Origin of the sequence: Chryseobacterium sp. NRRL B-14798 (assembly GCF_050470705.1) — a bacterium.
GTDB lineage: Bacteria > Bacteroidota > Bacteroidia > Flavobacteriales > Weeksellaceae > Chryseobacterium > Chryseobacterium cupriresistens.
Window position 1 is genome coordinate 5,058,347 of the sequence record NZ_JBFLUL010000005.1, and the last position, 22,135, is coordinate 5,080,481.

General features: G+C 36.4%; 22 protein-coding genes. 9 read left to right on the forward strand and 13 right to left on the reverse strand.

All coding sequences use genetic code 11. From position 1 onward, the window contains the following. Positions 1 to 51: 51 nt before the first annotated feature. Positions 52 to 912: a GLPGLI family protein gene (locus AB1278_RS23135; RefSeq protein WP_110009101.1), complete on the reverse strand. Its 861-nt coding sequence runs from the start codon at positions 910 to 912 to the stop codon at positions 52 to 54. Between the two features lie 296 nt (positions 913 to 1,208). Here AB1278_RS23135 and AB1278_RS23140 point away from each other — a divergent pair, with 296 nt between their 5' ends. The 4 genes from AB1278_RS23140 to sufD all read left to right on the forward strand — a co-directional run bounded on the left by AB1278_RS23140 (position 1,209) and on the right by sufD (position 5,510). Continuing rightward, a complete protein-coding gene (locus AB1278_RS23140; protein ID WP_062673099.1) occupies positions 1,209 to 1,538 on the forward strand; it encodes a HesB/IscA family protein in 330 nt (109 codons plus the stop codon). A gap of 81 nt (positions 1,539 to 1,619) precedes the next feature. Continuing rightward, the gene (sufB, locus tag AB1278_RS23145; RefSeq protein WP_062673097.1) at positions 1,620 to 3,068 is read left to right on the forward strand and encodes a Fe-S cluster assembly protein SufB; all 1,449 of its coding nucleotides are present in this window, start codon (positions 1,620 to 1,622) and stop codon (positions 3,066 to 3,068) included. 232 nt (positions 3,069 to 3,300) lie between these two features. After that, positions 3,301 to 4,044, forward strand: coding sequence for a Fe-S cluster assembly ATPase SufC (sufC, locus tag AB1278_RS23150; protein WP_110009100.1), 744 nt, complete (start codon positions 3,301 to 3,303; stop codon positions 4,042 to 4,044). A 158-nt stretch (positions 4,045 to 4,202) separates the two neighbouring features. Continuing rightward, positions 4,203 to 5,510: a Fe-S cluster assembly protein SufD gene (gene sufD, locus AB1278_RS23155; protein WP_429817423.1), complete on the forward strand. Its 1,308-nt coding sequence runs from the start codon at positions 4,203 to 4,205 to the stop codon at positions 5,508 to 5,510. 72 nt (positions 5,511 to 5,582) lie between these two features. Here the strand turns inward: sufD and AB1278_RS23160 are convergent, their stop codons facing one another. Further along, entirely contained in the window at positions 5,583 to 6,506 is a 924-nt protein-coding gene (locus tag AB1278_RS23160; RefSeq protein WP_202841914.1) for a DUF3078 domain-containing protein, read from the reverse strand. 226 nt (positions 6,507 to 6,732) lie between these two features. Continuing rightward, on the reverse strand, positions 6,733 to 7,659 hold the full coding sequence (locus tag AB1278_RS23165; protein WP_330744871.1) for a DUF3078 domain-containing protein: 927 nt from the start codon (positions 7,657 to 7,659) through the stop codon (positions 6,733 to 6,735). 249 nt (positions 7,660 to 7,908) lie between these two features. Here AB1278_RS23165 and AB1278_RS23170 point away from each other — a divergent pair, with 249 nt between their 5' ends. The 4 genes from AB1278_RS23170 to AB1278_RS23185 all read left to right on the forward strand — a co-directional run bounded on the left by AB1278_RS23170 (position 7,909) and on the right by AB1278_RS23185 (position 11,867). Then, positions 7,909 to 8,676: a rhomboid family intramembrane serine protease gene (locus AB1278_RS23170; protein ID WP_227941208.1), complete on the forward strand. Its 768-nt coding sequence runs from the start codon at positions 7,909 to 7,911 to the stop codon at positions 8,674 to 8,676. 33 nt (positions 8,677 to 8,709) lie between these two features. Continuing rightward, positions 8,710 to 9,819, forward strand: coding sequence for a DNA-processing protein DprA (dprA, locus tag AB1278_RS23175; RefSeq protein WP_429817263.1), 1,110 nt, complete (start codon positions 8,710 to 8,712; stop codon positions 9,817 to 9,819). 190 nt (positions 9,820 to 10,009) lie between these two features. Then, positions 10,010 to 11,368 (forward strand): NADP-specific glutamate dehydrogenase, encoded by a 1,359-nt coding sequence (gene gdhA / locus AB1278_RS23180; protein ID WP_062673086.1) that lies wholly within the window; start codon positions 10,010 to 10,012, stop codon positions 11,366 to 11,368. A gap of 130 nt (positions 11,369 to 11,498) precedes the next feature. Continuing rightward, entirely contained in the window at positions 11,499 to 11,867 is a 369-nt protein-coding gene (locus tag AB1278_RS23185) for an iron chaperone (protein WP_429817267.1), read from the forward strand. 42 nt (positions 11,868 to 11,909) lie between these two features. Here the strand turns inward: AB1278_RS23185 and AB1278_RS23190 are convergent, their stop codons facing one another. The 4 genes from AB1278_RS23190 to AB1278_RS23205 all read right to left on the reverse strand — a co-directional run bounded on the left by AB1278_RS23190 (position 11,910) and on the right by AB1278_RS23205 (position 15,156). Beyond that, on the reverse strand, positions 11,910 to 12,212 hold the full coding sequence (locus AB1278_RS23190; protein ID WP_429817270.1) for a hypothetical protein: 303 nt from the start codon (positions 12,210 to 12,212) through the stop codon (positions 11,910 to 11,912). Between the two features lie 220 nt (positions 12,213 to 12,432). After that, positions 12,433 to 12,921 (reverse strand): YkgJ family cysteine cluster protein, encoded by a 489-nt coding sequence (locus tag AB1278_RS23195; RefSeq protein ID WP_202841937.1) that lies wholly within the window; start codon positions 12,919 to 12,921, stop codon positions 12,433 to 12,435. Next, positions 12,921 to 13,892 (reverse strand): ion channel, encoded by a 972-nt coding sequence (locus AB1278_RS23200; protein WP_202841939.1) that lies wholly within the window; start codon positions 13,890 to 13,892, stop codon positions 12,921 to 12,923. The genes AB1278_RS23195 and AB1278_RS23200 overlap by 1 nt, the downstream gene beginning before the upstream one ends. Before the next feature lie 271 nt (positions 13,893 to 14,163). Next, positions 14,164 to 15,156, reverse strand: coding sequence for a hypothetical protein (locus AB1278_RS23205; RefSeq protein ID WP_202841941.1), 993 nt, complete (start codon positions 15,154 to 15,156; stop codon positions 14,164 to 14,166). 200 nt (positions 15,157 to 15,356) lie between these two features. On the opposite strand from AB1278_RS23205, the gene AB1278_RS23210 reads away from it, so the two are divergent. Then, positions 15,357 to 15,737, forward strand: a complete 381-nt coding sequence (locus AB1278_RS23210; protein WP_202841943.1) for a group III truncated hemoglobin — start codon at positions 15,357 to 15,359, stop codon at positions 15,735 to 15,737. A 96-nt stretch (positions 15,738 to 15,833) separates the two neighbouring features. On the opposite strand, the gene AB1278_RS23215 is transcribed toward AB1278_RS23210, so the two are convergent. From AB1278_RS23215 to AB1278_RS23240, 6 genes are all read right to left on the reverse strand, one after another. Continuing rightward, positions 15,834 to 16,904, reverse strand: a complete 1,071-nt coding sequence (locus AB1278_RS23215) for a calcium:proton antiporter (RefSeq protein ID WP_202841945.1) — start codon at positions 16,902 to 16,904, stop codon at positions 15,834 to 15,836. Positions 16,905 to 16,970: 66 nt separating this feature from the next. Then, on the reverse strand, positions 16,971 to 17,309 hold the full coding sequence (locus AB1278_RS23220) for a DUF6122 family protein (RefSeq protein WP_047376129.1): 339 nt from the start codon (positions 17,307 to 17,309) through the stop codon (positions 16,971 to 16,973). A gap of 28 nt (positions 17,310 to 17,337) precedes the next feature. Continuing rightward, positions 17,338 to 18,576: a hypothetical protein gene (locus AB1278_RS23225; protein ID WP_429817277.1), complete on the reverse strand. Its 1,239-nt coding sequence runs from the start codon at positions 18,574 to 18,576 to the stop codon at positions 17,338 to 17,340. Beyond that, a complete protein-coding gene (locus AB1278_RS23230) occupies positions 18,577 to 20,517 on the reverse strand; it encodes a hypothetical protein (protein WP_429817280.1) in 1,941 nt (646 codons plus the stop codon). 95 nt (positions 20,518 to 20,612) lie between these two features. Then, on the reverse strand, positions 20,613 to 21,281 hold the full coding sequence (locus AB1278_RS23235; protein ID WP_343643776.1) for a hypothetical protein: 669 nt from the start codon (positions 21,279 to 21,281) through the stop codon (positions 20,613 to 20,615). A 132-nt stretch (positions 21,282 to 21,413) separates the two neighbouring features. Further along, the gene (locus AB1278_RS23240; protein WP_429817284.1) at positions 21,414 to 22,130 is read right to left on the reverse strand and encodes a DNA alkylation repair protein; all 717 of its coding nucleotides are present in this window, start codon (positions 22,128 to 22,130) and stop codon (positions 21,414 to 21,416) included. Positions 22,131 to 22,135: the final 5 nt, after the last annotated feature.

Here is a 22,135-nt window from a genome sequence, read left to right on the forward strand (position 1 = left end):
AAAATTATAATGATATAAAAAAGCGGTCTTAAGTCAAGACCGCTTTTTTATTTATTGCAATTCGATCGGATTAGAATTTTTCTTAGCCTCTTCTTTCACCCTTTCTTCCATTCTTTTTCTCATATCAGCAGGATTTTGGTTTCCGCCGCCGGAGCCTCTTCCGCCTCCGCCTATTCTTATTGTATTAGAAAATCCACCTTGTCCACTGCCACTTTGGCTCATAAACGACATCGGATCAGCTTTAAATTTTTGCTGCTGTTTGATATAATCTGTTCTTTTTACTTTCAAAGTATTTCCAAACTGGTTCAAAGCCGGAAACTCAGCAATTTTATAGTTTTTCATAAGATCAAAAGAATAATCTCCTTTATCATCTTCCACTTTTACAATCAACCCCGGAAGTCCTCCGAACTTATAAGGTCCATCCTGATAAGGAAGATCTGTTGTAAACCATGCCGTCCATTTTCTCCCACCAAAATCAGTTTCAGCTTTCTGAACTTTATACTCGCCTATTTTTCTCGTTTCTGACTCTATTTTCCAGTTCAGTGGTCTGTCTTCTTCATACGAATAGAGATCACGCCCGATTCTGTCTTTAAAATAGGTCTTTTGATTGGTTTTATCTTTTTCAATGGAATAGCTGATATTCGTTTTCAATCCTTCCATCTGATCTCTGTTGATGCTTGCTCTTCCGCCTCCGCTCTGAAATGCTTTTTGCATAATAGAATCTCTTTTGATTCTGTTTTCAGAATAAAACACAGATTTTTCCGGAGAAATATCCAGATAAGCATTTTCAGTCTTGATATCTGTTTTATTTTCAGCATCAGGCTTCATCGTCACCTGATATACGAATCTGTTGGTTTGTGCAGAAACATTCTGTATGAAGAGCGCCAATGCGATAATACCTATTTTTTTCATTTATATTTTTATTTATTGAGCATTATTAAAAGAAAGATTTATTGTACTTTATTTTTGACAAGTTTTCTCCCTTATTGCTTGATTATATGTCTTCCTTATAGATTTAAAATACGATTCAAGGTTAAAATTATGAATAAAACCTTAACAGAAAACGGCTCAGTTTATCTTTTTTTAACATCATTTATCCTCTGATAAATTGCTATTAATATCATAATCATTAAAATAGACATCTTCGATTTGAGATTGCGGAAATTAGTTTGTATTTTTGCATCATTAAATCATTCTAAATAAATACAATGATAAAAGTATCAGACCATGCAAAGGAGAAAGCCATCCAGTTAATGACGGAAGATGGTTTTAACCCTGCTGAAGATTATATAAGAGTAGGGGTAAAAAGCGGCGGATGCTCTGGTTTAGAGTATGTTTTAAAGTTTGACAACGAAAAAACAGACACAGATCAGATTTTTGAAGATAATAACATTAAAATTATTATAGATAAAAAATCCATCCTTTATTTAGCAGGAACAACTCTTGAGTATTCAGGAGGATTGAACGGAAAAGGGTTTGTTTTTAACAACCCGAATGCATCCAGAACATGTGGATGCGGGGAATCATTTAGTCTTTAGAGAAAAGACATTAGATCCTAGATTTCAGACCTCAGAGCTATTCTGACTTCTGAAATCTAATCTGAAACCTAAAAAAAAATAATGAGTAAATATACAGAAGACGATCTAAGAGTCGATCTAGAAAATAAAAAATATGAATTCGGTTGGGAGACGAAGATTGATTATGAAGACTTCCCGACTGGTTTAAACGAGGATATCATCCGTGCGATCTCTGCTAAAAAAGAAGAGCCGGAATGGATGACTGAATGGCGATTGGAATCTTTCAAAATCTGGCAAAAAATGGTAGAGCCTGAGTGGGCTAATATCAAATATGAAAAACCGGATTTTCAGGCAATCCGTTACTATGCTGCTCCAAAAGTAAAGCCTGAACTGGCAAGCCTTGACGAAGTAGATCCTGAACTATTGAAAACATTCGAAAAGCTAGGGATTAATATCGAAGAGCAAAAAAGACTTTCAGGAGTTGCTGTAGATATCGTAATGGACTCAGTTTCTGTGAAAACCACTTTCCAGGATACACTTGCAGAAAAAGGAATTATTTTCTGCTCGATCTCTGAGGCTATTAAAAACCACCCTGATCTGGTAAGAAAATATCTTGGAAAAGTAGTTCCGAGAGGAGATAACTTCTATGCAGCATTGAATTCCGCAGTATTTTCTGACGGAAGTTTCTGTTATATTCCTAAAGGAGTAAAATGCCCGATGGAACTTTCTACTTATTTCCGTATCAATCAGGCAGGAACAGGACAGTTTGAAAGAACGCTTCTTGTAGCTGATGAAGGAAGTTATGTATCTTATCTTGAAGGATGTACAGCACCGTCAAGAGATGAAAACCAGCTTCACGCAGCGGTTGTAGAGCTTATCGCTTTAGATAATGCTGAAATTAAATATTCAACGGTACAGAACTGGTACCCGGGTAATGAAGAAGGTAAAGGAGGTGTATTCAACTTTGTAACGAAGAGAGGACTTTGCGAAAGAAATGCAAAAATCTCCTGGACACAGGTTGAAACAGGTTCAGCTGTAACATGGAAATATCCTTCTTGTATCTTAAAAGGAGACAATTCTATCGGAGAGTTCTACTCTATTGCGGTAACCAACAACCACCAATATGCAGATACAGGAACAAAAATGATCCACATTGGTAAAAACACCAAATCTACGATCATTTCTAAAGGTATTTCTGCCGGGAAATCCCAGAACTCATACAGAGGACAGGTAAAAGTAATGCCTTCTGCAAAAGGAGCAAGAAACTTCTCACAGTGTGACTCTTTATTGATGGGTAATGAATGTGGAGCTCATACGTTCCCTTATATTGAAATTAAAGATCCTACGGCACAGTTAGAGCACGAGGCTACGACTTCAAAAATCGGGGAAGACCAGATTTTCTACTGTAACCAGAGAGGTATTGACACAGAAAGAGCTATTGCTCTGATTGTAAATGGTTTCAGTAAAGAAGTTTTAAATAAACTTCCAATGGAATTTGCTATTGAAGCACAGAAACTACTTGAAATTTCACTAGAAGGTTCGGTAGGTTAATCTTTTAAAAGGATTTTCAGATAAAAACCAACTGATTTAAAGGCAAGGTTTTCAGAGTTTTTATCAGATGATCAACCGTTATCAACGGGAAATAAATTGTAATCTTCACAGGAGATTATTAGTAAAATAAAATATAAAAAGCTTCTATGTCCGCTGAGGAAATACTTCAGTTAAAGACAAAGTGAATACACAATGAGAAGCTCACACAATTATAAAGCAAAAGTTAGCAAGAATGTTACAAATTAAAGACCTTCACGCCAAAATTGAAGATGGCGCAGAAATATTAAAAGGGATTAATCTTGAAATAAAGCCGGGCGAAGTTCACGCTATCATGGGACCAAACGGAGCTGGTAAGTCTACCCTTTCTTCTGTAATCGCAGGAAAAGAAGATTACGAAGTGACTGGTGGAGAGATCCTTTTTGACGGACAGGACATCAGCGAAGATGCTCCTGAAGATAGAGCTCACAAAGGAATTTTCCTTTCTTTCCAGTATCCTGTAGAAATTCCAGGAGTTTCTGTAACGAACTTTATCAAAGCCGCTTTAAACGAAACAAGAAAAGCAAACGGACTGGAAGAGATGCCGGCAAAAGAAATGCTTGCTCTAATCCGTGAGAAATCTGAAAAACTGGGAATCAAAAAAGATTTTCTTTCAAGATCATTGAACGAAGGATTCTCCGGAGGTGAAAAGAAAAGAAACGAGATCTTCCAGATGATGATGCTTAATCCGAAATTGGCTATTCTTGATGAAACCGATTCAGGATTGGATATCGATGCTTTAAGAATCGTTGCAGATGGAGTAAACTACTTCAAAAATGAAGGAAATGCAGTTCTTCTGATTACCCACTATCAAAGATTGCTTAACTATATTCAGCCTGACTTCGTTCATGTGTTAGCAGATGGGAAAATCATCAAAACCGGTGATAAATCTTTAGCATTGGAGCTTGAAGAAAAAGGTTACGACTGGCTTTTAAATTAATTTGAAATTTACTATTTGAGATTTGAAATTATGGCAACCATTTATGAAGTGCAGCAAATATGAATCTCTAAAGTAAAAATTGGATTCCTATTCCTCGGAATAACAATATTTTAGTTCAAAAAAAAGAAAAAATGGTGCAAACCACAGACATACCAGTAATGGCATTAAAAGAACAAATTATAGAGAACCATAGTGAATTTTTGGAGAGTCTTCGTCACAGATTTCTGGATGAGGAAAGAAAAACAGCGCTTCAAAAATTTGCAAACTTTGGTTTTCCTACTAAAAAAGACGAAGAATATAAATATACCAATCTAAAGGAGATCACGGAAAAAAGCTACAACTTCTTCCCGAAAGAGCACCACAATATCACTAAAGAGCAGTTTGATGAACTGCATCTTGGTGAAGAGAATTTTGATTGGATTGTTTTTGTAAACGGTAAACTTCACAAAGAGCTTTCTAAAGTTTCTATTGAAAATGTGGAGTTCCTTTCATTCAATTATGCATTGAATGATGAGAAACATAAGGAGGTTTTTGAAAAATATTTCAATACCATTGCTTCTAAAGAACAGGCTTTTACGAACCTGAACCTTGCTTACTGCAAATATGGCTTCTTCCTTAAAGTTCCTAAAAATGTAGTGATTGAAAAGCCAATCCACGTTTTTTATATTTCTCAGAATCAGGAAGAAAATACATTCTACAATACCAGAAACCTTTTGATCGTAGAAGAAGGAGCAAAAGTAGAAGTGATTGAAAGCCACCATAATTTTGACACCACTTACGTACTGACAAACTCTGTAACAGAGATCTTTACATACCCAAATGCGAAAGCTGACTGGCACAAACTTCAGAACGATAACAACACAACCTATCTTATCGACAATACTTTCGCAAGACAGGAGAAAGACAGTTTAACAACGGTAAACACATTCTCTTTCGGAGGTAAACTGGTAAGAAACAACCTTGATTTTATTCATAATGGATCCAATATCAATTCATTCATGAACGGAATCACCATCATCGGAAAAGATCAGCTGGTAGACCACCATACAGCAGTCCACCACAACTTCCCGAACTGTGAAAGTTATCAGAACTACAAAGGAATTTTTGATGGTAACGCCCACGGAGTGTTCAACGGAAAAGTTTTTGTGGACAAAATTGCTCAGAAGACAAATGCTTATCAGCAAAACAACAATGTATTGCTAAGCGAAGGGGCAAGTATTGATACAAAACCTCAGTTAGAAATTTTTGCAGACGATGTAAAATGTTCTCACGGATGTACAGTAGGACAATTGAATGAAGATGCTTTATTCTATCTGAGAGCCAGAGGAATTTCGAAAAAAGAAGCACAGGCATTACTTTTATATGCTTTTGCGAATGATGCTATGCAGAATATTGATATAGAGCCTCTAAAAGAGAAAATTTCAAAGCTGCTGGCTGAGAAATTAGAAGTTGATATAGAATTTTAAAACTTATATATATTGATAAAAAAGCACTTCAAATGAAGTGCTTTTTTATTGTATTTACAGATTGTGTGTCTCTTATTTTTTCAACCAGCTTTGGTTATCTTTATTTTCTGAACGTTTCTTACCGTTATCAAAATTATAAGCCAATCCTACGCCCAATGTCTGCTTCAGCTGGGTCTTCCATATCTGATTATGGTCATACAAAAGGTCAAGGGTAACGTTGGTAGAAATATATTTATTGATTTTCATGCTCAAAACTCCGCTATATCCAAGGACAAGCCTGTCCGGATGATCAAGGTAGTTTGAGAATACAGAAGCCGTATTCAGTAGGGTTATATTCTCCATAATCTTCAGTTTGTACATTGCCGTTCCCAGGAAACCGAATTGGAAAAGAGAAGAATCTCCATCGTTTTTAAGACCGTAAGTTCCTGCTTTCTGAAGATCTTCGTCTAAAACAAAAGTCCATCTGGCATTCGCAGGTCGTAAAGTAACTGTAAGATTATCATTGGGACGGTATGTAACCCCTGCTCCTACACTCAGATATCCGGGAGCCATAAAATTGGAAATCTTTTTTGCATCAGGATTATTTCCATCTTCATAACCCGGAGCAAACTGAGTCTGAAGCCCCGCCCCTGCAGATAAATACCAATGTTTGGCAAATTCTCTACCATAGTTTGTAGAAAGATTAATCACATCCTGCGTTTTTCTAACTCCTGTTCCCTGTGTGTTATTTTGTCCGTACCCCAGAATAATAATATTTTCCCAAAGATCTTTCCCTTTTTCATAGGTCAGGTTGTAATTAACGCCGGCAAGCCAACCTACGTTATTGGCTCCTCCACCTACCCAGTTTGAAAAGGCAGCCTGATTAAGCATTAATGTATTTTGTCCCTGAATAGACCATGCTTTAGCTGTGTCTGATACCGGAGCTTCTGTCTTAGCCTCCTGAGCGAGTGCTGCAGCCCCAAAAGAGATAGAACTGATCAATAAAAGTTTTTTCATAATGTTGATTTATTACAAATGTATAAATAATAATTTATGCCGACATAAAATTCACTTTAAAATGAATTTAACATAATTAAAAAACACGCTTTAATCAACTGAAAACAAACCACTTGAAAAACAAAATTGTGACCCACAAACTTAAGTCAACTTAAAATTAAAGCATTAAAAAAACAAAAAAACACCTCATTTCTGAAGTGTTTTAATTAAAATATAAGTGTTCAAACTATTTTTTGATCCACCACTGGCTGTCTTTGCGATCAGAACGTTTTACACCATTTGCAAGCGTATAGGCAAATCCGATTCCAAGAGTTTGCTTCAGCTGTGTTTTCTCTATCTGATTATGATCGTATAGCAAATCTACGGTCACATTGGAAGATATGTATTTATTTACCTTTAAGTTCAGCAAAGCTCCATAGGCAAGAACTAATCTGTCCGGGTGATCAAGGTAATTCGAGAAGACAGAAGCCGTATTGGTTAAATAAATATCTTCCATAATTTTCAATTTATACATTGCTGTACCCAGAAAACCGAATTGTAATAAAGAAGTATCTCCATCATTTTTTAAACCATAGCTCCCTGCTGTCTGAAGGTCTTTATCCAGTACAAATGTCCATCTGGCGTTGGTAGGACGTAATGTTACCGTGAGATCATCATTGGGTCTGTATGTGATACCCATCCCGACGTTCAGGTAGCCTGGCGCCATAAAATTGGATATCTTTTTTGCATCAGGATTATTTCCGTCTTCATATCCTGCAGCAAACTGTGATTGAAATCCTGCTCCCATAGAGAAATACCAGCTTTTCGAGAATTTTCGCCCATAATTGGTAGAAACATTGATAACGTCCTGTGTTTTTCTGATTCCCTGGCCTTTTGTATCATTCTGCCCATATCCAAGAATAATGATATTTTCCCAAAGGTCTTTATCTTTTTCATATGTCAGATTATAATTCATTCCGGCAAGCCATCCCACGTTATTGGCCCCACCTCCTACCCAGTTTGAAAAGGCAGCCTGATTAATCATTAATGTATTTTTTCCTAAAACCGACCAGTATTTTATGGTGTCTACCACTGCGGAATCTTTTTTCAATTCTTCTTGTGCACTTGCATATATTCCTATAAAACAGGAAAGAATCAATAAAAACTTCTTCATTACTCTAAATAATTTTCAATGCAAAAATATTAATATAATTTTTTTAAAAGCTAAATTCAGCTTTAAAAGAACCCATTTCTATAAAGTTTAATGATCTCATAACAAGATATTTCTATAAAATCAATGTCAAATAATGAGATCAAAAGTTAAATTTAATACCTTTTGTCTTAAAATCAGGCCGGTAGAAACTTATTCATCGACAAATTTTCCGAAATTTATCATTGGCTTTTGATTTGACGTAAAATCCACATGTTCAAAAATGTAATTTCCAAAAGAGCGGTTATCTATCCATTGCTGATGCTTTCAGCAATGTGGTTCGGGTACTTTTTACAAATGCAGGGCTTCTTTCAAAGCTGTTTTGGAGCCATTATTCCCCTCTTACCCGAGGGATTGCTTGGCATTATTACCTCTCCCCTTTTACATGGAAATATTGATCATATTATAGGAAACTCTATTCCGATAGCAGCACTTATGTTTTTGCTGTATCAGTTTTATCCGGTAGTGGCCAACAAAGTCTTTATTATCGGCTGGCTGGCAACAGGACTATTGGTGTGGCTTCTTCCTCCTATTGATATTCTTACCGGTGAATATATGTACACCTGCACCATTGGGGCCAGCGGTGTGGTATATGTGCTTGCCTTTTTCCTTTTCTTCAGCGGCGTTTTTAAATGGAATACGAAACTTCTTACGATTTCAATGCTTGTTGTGCTTTATTATGGCAGTCTGGTTTGGGGAATGCTTCCGGAGGAACTGTTCTACAACATGCAGGAACCGAGTAAAATTTCATGGCAGGCTCACCTTTCCGGAGCTGTGGTAGGCAGTATCATTGCATTTGCTTTTAAAAATGTGGGAGAAAAGAAGAAAAAATTTATCTGGGAGTTTCCGAATTATTACAGCGAAAAGGATGATAAATTATGGCAGGAATACAGGGAAAACCATCCTGAAGATTTTATGGAGCTCCCGTATAAGAAAAAAGATGACATCTGGGATCATTTGGATGAATTAAGAAAAAGATAAAACTTATTTCATTACATTTGAAAAAAAACACACATGAATTCCGAAGAATACTTCTATGCCATCGCCCTCCGCGAGTGCAGCCAGATTGGTGATATCCATTTTCATAAGCTTGTCCATACTTTCGGAAGCGCCCAGGAGGTCTGGAAAAGAGCAAAAAAAGAGTATAAACAACTTGATGGAATAGGACAGAAAACAGTTTCAGATATTGGAAATACATCTCATTTGGAATTTGCAGAAGATGAATTAAATTTTTGCGAAAAAAATAATATTCAAATCAGGCTGAAACACCTTAAAGAAACGCCCTCCCTGCTTAACGAATGTAATGACGCACCGGCTATCCTTTATCAAAAAGGGAATATTGAAAATATACAACCTAAGGTAAGTATTGTAGGAACCCGGAATATGACAGCGTATGGGAAACAATTCCTTGACGATTTTTTCGAAGCGACACAATCTTCAAAATATGTAACGGTGAGCGGCCTCGCTTTGGGAATTGACAAAGAGGTTCACGAACAGTCTATTCGTCATCAAAAACCTACGGTGGCTGTTCTTGCCCATGGTTTTAAATATTTATATCCTGCCAAAAACAGAAAACTATCTGAAAAAATTTTACTGGAAGGTGGTGCATTAATCACAGAGTTTAGTTCATCCAGAAAACCGGATCGGGAAAACTTCATCCAGAGAAACAGAATTGTGGCAGGAATATCTCCGGCAACGATTGTGGTGGAAACCGGTTTTGGAGGAGGCTCTGTAAGCACCGCAGCTTTTGCTAATGATTATAACCGTGATGTTTTTGCCCTGCCCGGAAAAATTACGGACAGCTCCAGCCAGGGTTGTAATCAGCTGATTTTCCATAATAAAGCGACAGCCATTTCTACCGTGAAAGACCTTATCGGACTCCTTGGGTTAAATGAACCCAAAGAAAAAATGGAAGAGTTATTTCCTTATAGCGAGACTATCCTCCAATTATCTGACAATCAAAACTTAATATATCAATCTGTTAAAGACCAGCCTCAGATTTCTTTGGATGACCTGGCACAGAAAATTGATCTTCCTACCCACAAAATCTTACCAATAATTTTGGAATTGGAACTTTTAGGGAAAGTAAAATCATTTTCCGGGAGGCAATTCATCGCAATTTAAGATTTAACGATTTCTTAATACTGCATTATTTCACACATAACATTTCATTTTTAATAAAATTTGAACATAAATTATTAATTTAATAATATTACGAAACATTATTATTTAATTTTTAACAATGTTAAAATATAGTGTTGTGAATCTTGAAAAAAAAATTAAATTTGTTGACAATAATATTCAACCTTAATATATGGAACAATATAATATTGACCAGAAAATCCAAGAGTTTATTGCAAAAATTGAAGCAAAAAATCCTAACGAACCGGAATTTTTACAGGCTGTAAAAGAAGTTGCCGTAACCGTAATTCCATTCATTGCTACTAAAAAAGAATATACCGGAATGAAGCTGCTTGAAAGAATGGCTGAAGCTGAAAGAATTATTATTTTCAGAGTTCCATGGGTTGATGACAAAGGAGAAATTCAGGTTAACAGAGGTTTCAGAATTCAAATGAACTCTGCTATTGGACCATACAAAGGAGGAATCCGTTTCCACCCTACTGTAAACCTATCCGTTCTTAAATTCCTAGCTTTCGAGCAGGTATTCAAAAACTCTTTGACAACACTTCCAATGGGAGGTGGAAAAGGAGGTTCAGATTTTGATCCACAAGGAAAATCTGATATGGAAGTAATGCGTTTCTGCCAGGCTTTCATGACAGAATTATGCAAGCACATCGGTCCTGAAACAGACGTACCTGCAGGAGATATCGGTGTTGGAGCAAGAGAAATCGGATATTTATTCGGACAATACAAGAAAATCAGAAACGAATTTACCGGAGTTCTTACAGGAAAAGGTCTTGCGTATGGAGGTTCATTAATCCGTCCTGAAGCTACAGGATACGGTGTAGTATACTTCGCTGAGCAGATGCTTAAAACGATCGGACAAGATTTCAAAGATAAAATCGTAACGGTATCAGGTTTCGGAAACGTAGCGTGGGGAGTGATCAAAAAAGCAACAGAACTAGGTGCTAAAGTTGTAACAATCTCTGGTCCTGACGGATATATCTACGATAAAGATGGTATCAGCGGAGAAAAGATCGATTATTTATTGGAACTTAGATCTTCAGGAAACAACAGAGCTGAAGACTATGCTAAAAAATATCCATCTGCTGAATTCCACGCTGGAAAACGTCCTTGGGATGTGAAGTGTGATGTTGCCTTCCCTTCTGCAACTCAAAACGAATTAGATTTAGATGATGCAAGAAAATTAGTTGAAAACGGATGTATCTGTGTAACTGAAGCGGCTAACATGCCTTCTACACTTGATGCTATCAACTATTTCTTAGACAATAAAGTATTATTCTCTCCTGGTAAGGCTTCCAATGCTGGAGGTGTTGCGACTTCAGGATTAGAAATGACCCAGAACTCTATCCGTCTGAACTGGACTTCTGAAGAAGTTGATGCAAGATTAAAGGAAATCATGATCGGTATCCACAAAGCTTGCAGAGACTATGGAAAAGACGAAGATGGTTATGTAAACTACGTAAAAGGTGCAAATATTGCCGGCTTCGTAAAAGTAGCAGAAGCAATGTTGGCTCAAGGAGTTGTGTAACAAAAAAACAAAGGTTGGGAAAAAATCCCGACCTTTTTTGATATAGCCTGTTCCCGGGATAATGGGAAAAAAGTAAAAAGTGAAAGGAGAAAGCGCTGCTATATGCAGTGCTTTTTTTTATTTTTATATCATGCAAAACACCTTTACCAATATTGATGAATATATTCTTCTGTTTCCGGTAGAAGTACAGAAGAAGCTTCAAGAACTTAGAAAAGTAATACATCTACAGGTTCCGGATATTGAAGAATATATTGGGTATCAGATGCCCGCCTTCCGGTACAAAGGAAAACCTTTGATTTATTTTGCCGGATATAAAAAGCATATAGGATTCTATCCGGGAGCTGAAGGCATCCGTACTTTTGAGACAGATTTTAAAGAGAGAAAATATAAATTCTCTAAAGGAGCCGTGCAGTTTCCAATTCATGAAAGTTTTCCGCTCGATCTCATCATTAAGATCATCCTGTTCAGAGCACAAGAAATTGAACAAAAAAAATCCTGAAATACAAGATTTCAGGATTCCGACTAGTGTTTGCTAAAGTGCTTACTTTTTCTTCTTTTTGTCTTTCTTTTCCTCTTTAGGAGTATCTGCAGGCTTTGTTGCATCAGTAGGTGTTGTACTTACTGACGGATCAGTTGCCGGTGCAGTTTCCATTGTAGTGGCAGGTGATTTGTCCTGTTGATTCTTTGGATCCGCAGGATTTGTAGTCTGCGTATTCGGTTGTTGGGTTTGAGTTGTCGTAGGGTTATTAGTAGAAGTATCGGCTGGCTTTTGTGGTGTTGACTGTGCTGATACTGCGATTACTCCGACTAATGTAAACGCTGCCGTTAAAAATAACTTTTTCATAATGTAATATTTAAATGATTGTTTAACTTAAACGAAGCATCATTTAGAAAATTATGCGTAAAAAGCTTATTTAACGTACTTTATAATTATTTAAGAGGAATTTGCAAAAATGAGTCCGGTTGAACTGACTGGAAGAGTAGCGCTTGAAACTGCAAGTTTTTTAGAGTAGAAATAACCAACGAGAAGAGTTCTCAGCCCCATCTTCCCTCTTCCTGCAAAGTTACTTCACTATATTCTTCATCATCTTTTCTACGAATTCAAATGCAGCCGGGCAGATTACCGTGTTTTTCAGCATCAGGTTATTGATCTGATAAATCTTCTTACGGTCTGTATGAGGATATTCACGACAGGCTTTCGGTCTTACGTCGTAGATAGAGCATGTATTATCACTGTTCAGAAAAAAGCAGGGAAGATTTTGCAGCACTTTGTCATTATCTTCATCCACTCTTAAAAACTTTGCTTCAAAGTCTGCGGACTTCATTCTGAGATGTTTGGCAATTCGCTCAATATCTTTTTCAGTATAAAGCGGGCCTGTTGTTTTGCAGCAATTGGCACACTGCAGGCAATCAATTTCCTCAAAAACTTCATCGTGGGTTTCCTGCACTACATAGTCGAGATTTTTGGGCGGTTTTTTCTTCAATCCGTCCAGAAATTTCTTGTGCTCTTTCTGCTTTTGTATCGCTTGTTTTTTATAAAAATCTAAATCCATTATTCTTTATTTCTCACTGATTCCGGAAGCTCTTCTTTCTTATATTCATTGATTTTATCCAGATCCAGTACTGTTGAAAGGTTTTCCTTATTTGGATAATACATCGGAACAAATTTGGCCCCATATACAATTTCTCCCGTTGTATATGAAGATCTTTGAACCACAGTGTTTGAAAATACTTCATCAAATGCGCGAACCTGCACAATAAGCTCAATATCCGTATTTTTAAAATCCTCTTCGGAAAAGCCATAAAACGGAGAGTTTTCATCAATTTTATGCACTACAGTCCAGTTGAGCGCCAGTGTATTGATCTTGCTCATCTGTGTTGTAAGCCGGTAAAAATTGCTTTTGGCGATTCCGTTTTCTATTACTTCTATAGCCACTGATACAATTACATCTGCATCCGTCAATGCATTGTTTTTATAGGGAGCAAGCCTGAACATTAATGCTGAAGATTCCTGAAAAGGAGCAATAACTGCTATATCAGAAAATCTAAGATATGCCCGGGGTCTTGAAAATCTTCCGTAGAAAAGCCCTGTTGCAATAGCAAAGGTAAGCAATCCCAGAAAAGCTTCAAATGTGGCTACAAGACTTGCCAAAAAGCCTACAGGAGCTATTCTTCCATATCCAACGGTGGTAAATGTCTGAGAACTGAAGAAAAAGACATCGATAAATTCATTGAGCGGATCACTCTTATCAATTCCGGTAAGATGCTCTACACCAATCAGATAATAAATCATTGCAAACAAAAGATTAATGATAATATAAGCGATAACCAGATAAGATATAAAACGGAATGAGGAGAGATTCAGCATGGTGTGGTACCAGCTTAGCCTGTTAAAAACATTCACTCCCCTTCTCTGAACATTCGGGAGGCCGTCTTTATTGATAAATCTTCCGGATGCATTGGTTCCGAAACCACTGTTTTCCGCATTTTTCTGACGGATTTTTTTTCTGAATCCTCCTGTCATTTTGTAATCATTTTGACTTTATTATATTATGATTGTCCGCTACCCATAAGCCCCTTAATAATCTGCTCATTCTTTCAACATATAAAAAGCAAAGTTAAGAATAGAATCCATTAAGATATCAATGCTTTTTAGTAATCATTTTTAAACTTTACTATTCAGATGGCAGATGGCTTTCTCAGTGGTTTAATTGAACTTTGTCCAGATAACAAAACACAAAAAACAGCAGACATTCAGAATTTCTGCTGTTTTTTTAATGTATATTAAAGTACTTTTAAATCCTTTGCGCAGGTGATTCCATTACCGTAACACTTACATTGCTGACAGATTTTACGATTCCTGACTCTCCATGTATATTGGTAAGAAAATCTGGAAAGCTTTCGATAGGAAAAGCCCAATAATAATGGCCATCTACGGGAGAAGGAAAGTTCGCCTGTAATCTTCCTTTTAATTTCATCGGTACAAAGTATTCAACGGATGATCCCTTCAATTTTGTAAGGACAGAAATTGTTTTTTTAGAATGAGCGGGCACAATGGTCTTGTAGCTACTGGTTTCGGTAATTTCTTCAGAATTTTCCGTACCTTCCGTTGTATCTCCTCCCACCACAACTTTTGTGCTTGCTGAAGCTTTTGCAACCAGTGGAATATCAACGGATACTGAAGCTGCCACTTCAAATGAGCCCGATACAGTACGTTTCCAGGAAGTAGAATATCCTTTTTTATAAGAATACGTTACGGTAATTTCACTTTCTCTGTCGCCATTGTTAATTGCCTCCGTAGTATAGGCATTGTCCGGTAGATCTGCACCGTCTGTTTTTATGGTTACCTCAGGAGTTCCCAAAACAATGGAAACATTAGGGTTTGGAGCTGTATTCCGGGCATCTCCATCTACAGAAAGGTCTGGATTAAATATAATTCCATCCGGAACCTGGCCGGAATAAGCAAAAACGTTTTTCAACCGTGTTCTTTCTCCGGAATAACTGACATCATATCCCATATCTTTCAGGTGATTTGCCTTGAAAGGGATTTCACGCTCTTCATTTGGCGAACTATAGCTGGCACCCAAACTATTATTCCCTGGTAATTTAAACTCATCTACAATTTTCCAGCCCTGCTGAAGCATCTCTGCCTCCGTCATCTGTGATTTTTTTACTTCAGAATAATTTATTTTTTCCGAATCATCATTAATAGCACTCACTTCATCCCTTGAACATGATACCGAAAACATCAGTAAGAGAATACAAATAGAATTGATTTTTTTGATCATTTTAATAATTTTTTAGTGTTTAATAATTAAATTTACAAAAAACGAATTCTTTTAAAGTCTTTTTTTGAGAATTAATCAAATTTTAATCTTTCATAATTTTTCATTGTATTATTTTATGTTGTGCTCTAAAATACTGTTTACATGAAATTTATCAATTTCCCGACTGAAATTTTTAATACGAATTGTACTAACTTTGAACTATGAAAAAGCTTGAATCAAGAGAAGATATTGAACACCTTGTCAATTCATTTTACAACAAAGTTGTTAAAGATGAAACTATTGGTTTCTTTTTTAATGATATCGCTAAGGTAGACTGGGATCAGCATCTTCCTAAAATGTATTCTTTCTGGGAGTCTATCCTTTTCGGACAGATGACTTATAAAGGAAATCCAATGGGTGTACACTTCCCGATTAACGAGATACAGGCTATGGAACAGAAACATTTTGACCGATGGCTGGAACTTTGGCGCAGCACTATTGAGGAAAACTTCGTAGGGGAAAATGCTGACATGGCGATTTACAAGTCAGAGAATATAGCAAAACTGATGGCTTTCAAAATGGAGCTGGCGAGAAGGTTGTAGTGATACGGGATTCGGGGTACGGGATATAGATATCGAGGTTAACTTCCTGGATTTCTTTTACAAATAAACATATATGTAATTTTGTACTTTTTCTTTTTATGGAACAATCACTGTAAAGATATAGGCTGCCAGATTCACCAAAAGAACGGTTCCGTAAAGAACATTTGTCTTACCCCGGCTTAATGAAAGCATTACGATAAATACGGATAAAGAAAGCAGAATAATGTCTTTTTTGTCCAATCCTAATACAAGCGGAATATTGTACATGATGCACACTACTGAAACCGCAGGAATAGTAAGACCGATACTTGCCAGTGCAGAACCCAATGCCAGATTTAAGCTGGACTGGATTTGATTGGCTCTTGCCGCACGGATCGCTGCCACCCCTTCAGGGAGGAGAACCACGGCAGCAATAATGACTCCCACCAGAGATTTCGGAGCTCCAAGGCTTTGTACCATTGCTTCTATGGTATCGGATAACCCTTTCGCCATCAGCACGACAATAACAAGACAAATTACCAGAAAAATAAAGCTGATAAGGGTTTTTGACAATGAAGGTATATAATGTTCTTCAGGATGCTCATCAGGAACAATAAAGTAGCTTCTGTGGCGAACGGTCTGCACCATCAGGAAAACCCCGTAAATGGCAAGACACGCAATGGATATAAAAATAAGCTGTGCTTCGTTATAGAATGGTCCGTTGACACTTGATGTAAAATTGGGAAGAACAAGGGTAAGTACCAGAATAGAAACAATACTCACCAGATAAGTGGTTGCTGAAGTCCTTGCAAAGAACTGCTCGTGATATTTAACGCCGCCTACCAGAATACATATCCCCAGAATTCCATTAAGAATAAGCATTACAGCAGCAAAAACGGTATCTCTGGCCAGCGTGATCGCCTGATCTCCGCCGGCAACCATCAGCGAGATGATAAGTGCCACTTCAATAATGGTGATACAAAGAGCCAGAATGATGGTTCCGAAAGGCTCCCCTACTTTATGAGCTACCACTTCAGCATGATGTACTGCGGACAAAACACTTCCGATTAATAAAATACCGGCAAGAATATCATATAGAACACCACTTCCCATCAAACCGGAAAAGTAGTATCCTACTGCCAGAATAGGAAAAATATAGGTATAATGTAAAAGTTCTTTTAGTCTCATATCGTGACTACAAAATACAAAAAATCTATAATAATTTCAATATTAAAAGAAAATATTAATAATATTTTAATGAGGCCAGAAGTTAAAATCCTGATAATCTGTGAACATATGAAACAGAAGCCCGATTCCTATTATCCTGATATTTCCTTTAAAGAACAGCAGCAAAAAATACACCGCAATGGCATAATAAGAATGTAAGAAATGAAAACCTATGCTTCCTCTTGAAGGATCAAAAATTGGATTGGCAAAAAGATGGTCAAGATCTACCAGCATGGTAGCAAGAAGAATAAAATATGCCTTTTTCCAGTTTTTCCGATAAAAAATCAATGCAATAAAGACCGGAAAAACAAGATGTAAAAAATAATGCGTAAAAGTTTTGAGCAATGCGATATCTGATGGAGCCATTTAAGAAAATTTTATTCGGGTTCTGTGCTTACCACCGTAAAATTAAGGGTAATTCTCCTTTCTTCGCTTTTATTTTTACCCAATAATTCTGAGCCTTGTTCCCATACAATACGTAATCGATGTCAGAAATGATCTTTTTTTCACTGTCACTCAGCATTTTCAAAGATGAATACAGCAATGCATTATTTCTGATTATAATATAGTTTTGCTTTAACCTGCCGGGTAATGATATCGGATTCCGGGTTGATTTTATCGTAACACCTTTATTATTTTGCGTGATTTTATTAGGTTGAAAGGGAATTGCAGTAAATTGATTTTCGTTATTGATCCATTTTTCAGACTGGAAATATTGCCAGGTTTTCTCAGGATCATTACTCAGAATATCGATCATATAGCTGGGCTGGGTGATCTTTTGAACCGTCTTTCTTTCAACTTCATTAAAATTATCATCATATTCATACGTGACGATGGTATCATTGATCTGTCTAAGATCTGCAGCAGCCTTTAAAGATGTTATCTGTGAAGAATCTGCTATACTTTTTTTGAAAAAACGGGTAAAATTCCTGATGTTTTCTCTGTCTAATTCAAGTTCCAGAAAATGATTTCCTTTCTCAAATTTTGAAGCAATCGTATTAAAAATCTCCGGATTTGAATTATTCTTGATTTCAATTTCGTCCTCATTTAGCTCAATGGAAAAGTTTCGGATTTTCTGCCCTGAAATGAATGAAATGCTTCCCACTGTATTTTGAATAAAGCGGTCTGCCTCCCAAACATGATGTACAGAATTCTGAAGAAGTCTTTTTTGAAGGGTTTCAAAAGCAAGGTCAGAAGTTCCTGCAATGCAATGGTTCCCATTGATCATAAAGAAAAACTGATCTTTCTGAAAAAGGTTATTTCCTTTGGCTACAAAGTTTTGTTTCTTTAAATAGGTAATGAATTTTTGCGAATCTTTAAGCTCTAAAACACTGTACCATTCTGTAAATTTAGTGCCTTTAATATGAAATATCTGTAGAAAATCCGGAATTCTGATTCCTGAATCTTTCAGTGAACCGGAGCTTTTACTCTTTGCTTTTCTTCCGGACCATTTTGAAGGATGGGTTACTAAACTGAAGAGGTATTGTCCCGTTAATTTCTTCGTGTCGATTAAGACGACTGCATCTGCGCTATCAGGAATATATTGAAGACTTTTATCTTTGTGAAAAGCTATAAAATATACTGCAACAGCCAGCAATAAAAATAACGGGACAATAATCTTTTTTTTGTTCATCTATAAAATTTGAGGCTTCTTTTCTGTTTCTTTAGCTTTAAAAACCTGATCGAATATATCAAAGAAATACATTAAGCTGTTTTCCGAAGAATCTTTGATGTTATAGTTCATTTCAGTCTGGATACTTTCTCCTTTTACTTCCATTTTATAATACAACTCTCCTACATTTTTTTTGATCGCCTCTAATGTTTTTCTTTCTTTCGGAGTTTTGAATTCTTTGTCTAATCCTGTTAAAAGTTTCTTGATATCCAATCTGCCGGATAAAGGATATTTAGCAGAGTCTTTTGCCCATTTTCTGGAAATATCAGATTGGTTTACCGGTAAATTATTATCTGCAGCACTCATTAAGTACACAACCCCATCTTTCACAGTAAAGAATAACTGATCAACATAACCGCCGTTTTTTTCTTCCTTAAAGGTGTACACATTTCCTTTTTTAGAGAATCTTTCAGAAAACTTTTTATTGGTGGTCAGCATATCAAAAATACGATTCCAATAGCCTTCGTTCTCTGTTGCAAAAGCGAAAGTGAAGTTAGGAACAGCGATTTCTTTGGTTTTCTTTACTTCTTTTTCATTGAAATCAGCATCGTATTCATAATCGGTGTATTCTACGGTTTTGGATTTTAATTCATTCAAAACAAAGATTCCGTTTCCAGGTGCAATTTTGGCAATGGCTTCTTCATCCAGTACTATCTTCATAGTTTCCATGATCAGCTCCATTTCTTTTTTGTATTCATTTTCCCCGGAATTCTGAAGAAGGCTGTACATCATGTCGAAACATTTTGCCCCATTCACATTCATGGCATAGTAACCTACACTTTTTTCATTGATCAGCTCCAGCAGTTTTTTGTTTTTCTTCCCTTTATAAATGGCAGAAATATTCTTTTGAATGTCAGCATTTTTGTGCTGATAATTATTGACAAGTCTTACTTTATCTTTATCAAAATACAGATTGTATACATAATTGGAGTTGTACATGTTTTTGAAAAACTGTCCGTAGCCATAATACTTCGTCATTTTTCCATAGATCCCTTCATTTACAATCCTTCCATAGTCTGTGTACACAAAAACATCGGAATTGGCATCTCTGAATGAAAGCATTTCTTTAGGAACTTCAATCTCTAAATTTGAACTGAAATATTGGTCGAAACGATCTTCAGCGTTCTTTTTAACAACCTTAAAATTTTCTCTCCTGATAGAGTCCTGCTCTTTCTGATAGGCTTTATCTTCTTCCTCATCATATTCCGCATCAGGCATTTCCTCTCCATTTTCAGAATTCTCAGCACTTTCTTTCTCTGCAGGATATTTATGATGTTTTTCCAGGTATTTGATATCTTTCTGGATTCTTGCAATCTCGTTGTTGTTTTCTTTAATACTTTCTTTCAGGTATTTGATATCTTCTTTCAGACTTTTAATCTCTTCTTTATAATCGAATGGTTTTTCCGGTTCTTCGGTATACACTGTATCTCCCGGCTCTGCGTAAGCGGAGTCCACCACCGCAACTGCTGTACTGTCTGTAACTGCTTCCTCTGCCCAAAGATCCTTATAAGGTTTGGTATAGCTGATCATACTGAGAACAGCACGGCTCCCGTTCCAAGCCACAAAAACATCATCATTGATATCTACGTAAGAATAGTTCTTTCTGCTGGAAACTTCCTGTCCTTTTTTCTTCACAGAATTAATGAACTCCTGAAACTTTTCTTTATTATCAATGATAAAATGAGTATTGTAGGTCTTAATAGAATCATTAAAACTTGCGTAATGGTATTGAACAGCATCGTATTTAATTCCTGTTTTGGAATAATCTGTCCACGAAAGCTTTTCTTTACTCTTTTTGCTGAGCTCATGCAGCAAAGGGTTCAGTTTATCCCAGTTGATTTTGTTATTAAGCTGCTTTCCGTTGACTTCCATGTAAAATACAGCGTCGGAAGGGATTTTCATACTGTTTTGGCCCAAAACCAATGTAAAGCCAAAGAGTATGAAAAATATTTTTTGCGTTTTTAATAAGATAGATTTCATGACTATAGTTTAGAAATTTATTGAAAAAGAATGGTATTTTGAATTTGCTTTTTTTGAAGGATGAGGTCCAGAATATCAGCTTCCAGTTTAAGAGCCTTTTTGTTGGGAGAAAGCACATAAGTAGTATTCGATTGTGATTTCACTGGAGTTTCAAACTGCATAATGGAAGTATATTTCGCATCAGTAAAAACCTCTTTGTCTGCCTTACTCATCTTGTCATAGTCAGCTTTGAAAGTATTGACCTTATTCCTTATTAATGTCTTTTTTTCAAGATTCTGGCTGTACACCTGGGTTGGAACCATTTTACCCAATATTTTCTGGGCTTTCATTTTTTCCAGACCGGCATTGATATTTTCGATTTTCTTGAAATTACAGCTCAGCTTGATGATGTAATTATCAAAATCCATGGAGGTTTTCACATTGCTGATTCCGGGAGTTCCTTTAAAAATTCTGGCTGCTTCATTGATTTTATTTTCAATTTCTGACTTTTTAGGAACTTTTTTTCCGTTGATGGTTTCCATTTTTGAGATGGAAGCCAGTCTTGTCTTGCTCTTACTTGCGTTAAGAATAATTGTATATTCTCCTGTACCATCAGCTTTTACGTTCACCTTATCCAGGATATCAAAGCAGCTTGTTAAAAAAAGCAGGGGAAGCAGAAGAAGAAATAGTTTTAATATTTTTTTCATGATCAGGTTAAAAGCACAAAATTACTTAATTCTGGCCTTACATCCTTAGAATCTTTGATTTTTTGGGCATAAATAGCTGTTTCCCGGTACTTTTTCAGGGGAAAATACGGTATTGCTTCCGTATATCATTTTTTAAACACGCCCTTTAAGATAATCCTGGCGAAGATCTTCATCCAGTTTTTCAATAGCATACCGAAGGCAGGTTCTGGGCATTTCTTTATAATATTGGTTCAGATAACCGATTAGCTCGCCTTCATTTTTATTTCCCATTTCTCTTAGCAGCCATCCATTTGCTTTGTGCATCAGGTCATGGGAGTGTTTAAGATTTCTGGTCACAAATTCTTTGGTCAGAGCAAATGATCCTTTTTTTATATAATGCATTGTTCCGACAACAGCAATCCTTTTATGCCACATCTCATCAGATTCCGAAAGTTGCTTAAGAAGGCTTTCTTTCTGATTTTCAAAAGCATATCTGCCTAAAATTTTATAGCAGGTAGAATCTACAAGATCCCAGTTGTTCACATAAGGAAGATGATCCAGATAAAAAGCGACCACTTCTTCTTTTACTGCCTTATCTTTTGTTTTCTCAAATATTAAAATAAGCATAAAAAGAGCTGTCAGCCTATGTTCATGATATGTTGAAGAAAGTAATGTACTGAGTTCCTTTAAATTTATTTTCGAATAATATTCTTTGGCCACAGAGCGTTGATCCGGAACTTTTACGCCCAGAAACAAGTCGCCTTCACCATATTCTCCTTTTCCTGTTTTAAAAAATCTTGGAAAAAATTCCGCCTTTTCAGGAATGGATAAAACAGCAAGTGCTTCCTCTATTTCTTTAACAATGCTCATATGAA

Excerpts from the sequence above, each read along its gene's own strand:
- AB1278_RS23135 (WP_110009101.1), bottom strand. The coding sequence starts at position 912 with ATGAAAAAAATAGGTATTATCGCATTGGCGCTCTTCATACAGAATGTT.
- AB1278_RS23140 (WP_062673099.1), top strand. The coding sequence starts at position 1,209 with ATGATAAAAGTATCAGACCATGCAAAGGAGAAAGCCATCCAGTTAATG.
- sufB (WP_062673097.1), top strand. The coding sequence starts at position 1,620 with ATGAGTAAATATACAGAAGACGATCTAAGAGTCGATCTAGAAAATAAA.
- sufC (WP_110009100.1), top strand. The coding sequence starts at position 3,301 with ATGTTACAAATTAAAGACCTTCACGCCAAAATTGAAGATGGCGCAGAA.
- sufD (WP_429817423.1), top strand. The coding sequence starts at position 4,203 with ATGGCATTAAAAGAACAAATTATAGAGAACCATAGTGAATTTTTGGAG.
- AB1278_RS23160 (WP_202841914.1), bottom strand. The coding sequence starts at position 6,506 with ATGAAAAAACTTTTATTGATCAGTTCTATCTCTTTTGGGGCTGCAGCA.
- AB1278_RS23165 (WP_330744871.1), bottom strand. The coding sequence starts at position 7,659 with ATGAAGAAGTTTTTATTGATTCTTTCCTGTTTTATAGGAATATATGCA.
- AB1278_RS23170 (WP_227941208.1), top strand. The coding sequence starts at position 7,909 with ATGTTCAAAAATGTAATTTCCAAAAGAGCGGTTATCTATCCATTGCTG.
- dprA (WP_429817263.1), top strand. The coding sequence starts at position 8,710 with ATGAATTCCGAAGAATACTTCTATGCCATCGCCCTCCGCGAGTGCAGC.
- gdhA (WP_062673086.1), top strand. The coding sequence starts at position 10,010 with ATGGAACAATATAATATTGACCAGAAAATCCAAGAGTTTATTGCAAAA.
- AB1278_RS23185 (WP_429817267.1), top strand. The coding sequence starts at position 11,499 with ATGCAAAACACCTTTACCAATATTGATGAATATATTCTTCTGTTTCCG.
- AB1278_RS23190 (WP_429817270.1), bottom strand. The coding sequence starts at position 12,212 with ATGAAAAAGTTATTTTTAACGGCAGCGTTTACATTAGTCGGAGTAATC.
- AB1278_RS23195 (WP_202841937.1), bottom strand. The coding sequence starts at position 12,921 with ATGGATTTAGATTTTTATAAAAAACAAGCGATACAAAAGCAGAAAGAG.
- AB1278_RS23200 (WP_202841939.1), bottom strand. The coding sequence starts at position 13,892 with ATGACAGGAGGATTCAGAAAAAAAATCCGTCAGAAAAATGCGGAAAAC.
- AB1278_RS23205 (WP_202841941.1), bottom strand. The coding sequence starts at position 15,156 with ATGATCAAAAAAATCAATTCTATTTGTATTCTCTTACTGATGTTTTCG.
- AB1278_RS23210 (WP_202841943.1), top strand. The coding sequence starts at position 15,357 with ATGAAAAAGCTTGAATCAAGAGAAGATATTGAACACCTTGTCAATTCA.
- AB1278_RS23215 (WP_202841945.1), bottom strand. The coding sequence starts at position 16,904 with ATGAGACTAAAAGAACTTTTACATTATACCTATATTTTTCCTATTCTG.
- AB1278_RS23220 (WP_047376129.1), bottom strand. The coding sequence starts at position 17,309 with ATGGCTCCATCAGATATCGCATTGCTCAAAACTTTTACGCATTATTTT.
- AB1278_RS23225 (WP_429817277.1), bottom strand. The coding sequence starts at position 18,576 with ATGAACAAAAAAAAGATTATTGTCCCGTTATTTTTATTGCTGGCTGTT.
- AB1278_RS23230 (WP_429817280.1), bottom strand. The coding sequence starts at position 20,517 with ATGAAAATCCCTTCCGACGCTGTATTTTACATGGAAGTCAACGGAAAG.
- AB1278_RS23235 (WP_343643776.1), bottom strand. The coding sequence starts at position 21,281 with ATGAAAAAAATATTAAAACTATTTCTTCTTCTGCTTCCCCTGCTTTTT.
- AB1278_RS23240 (WP_429817284.1), bottom strand. The coding sequence starts at position 22,130 with ATGAGCATTGTTAAAGAAATAGAGGAAGCACTTGCTGTTTTATCCATT.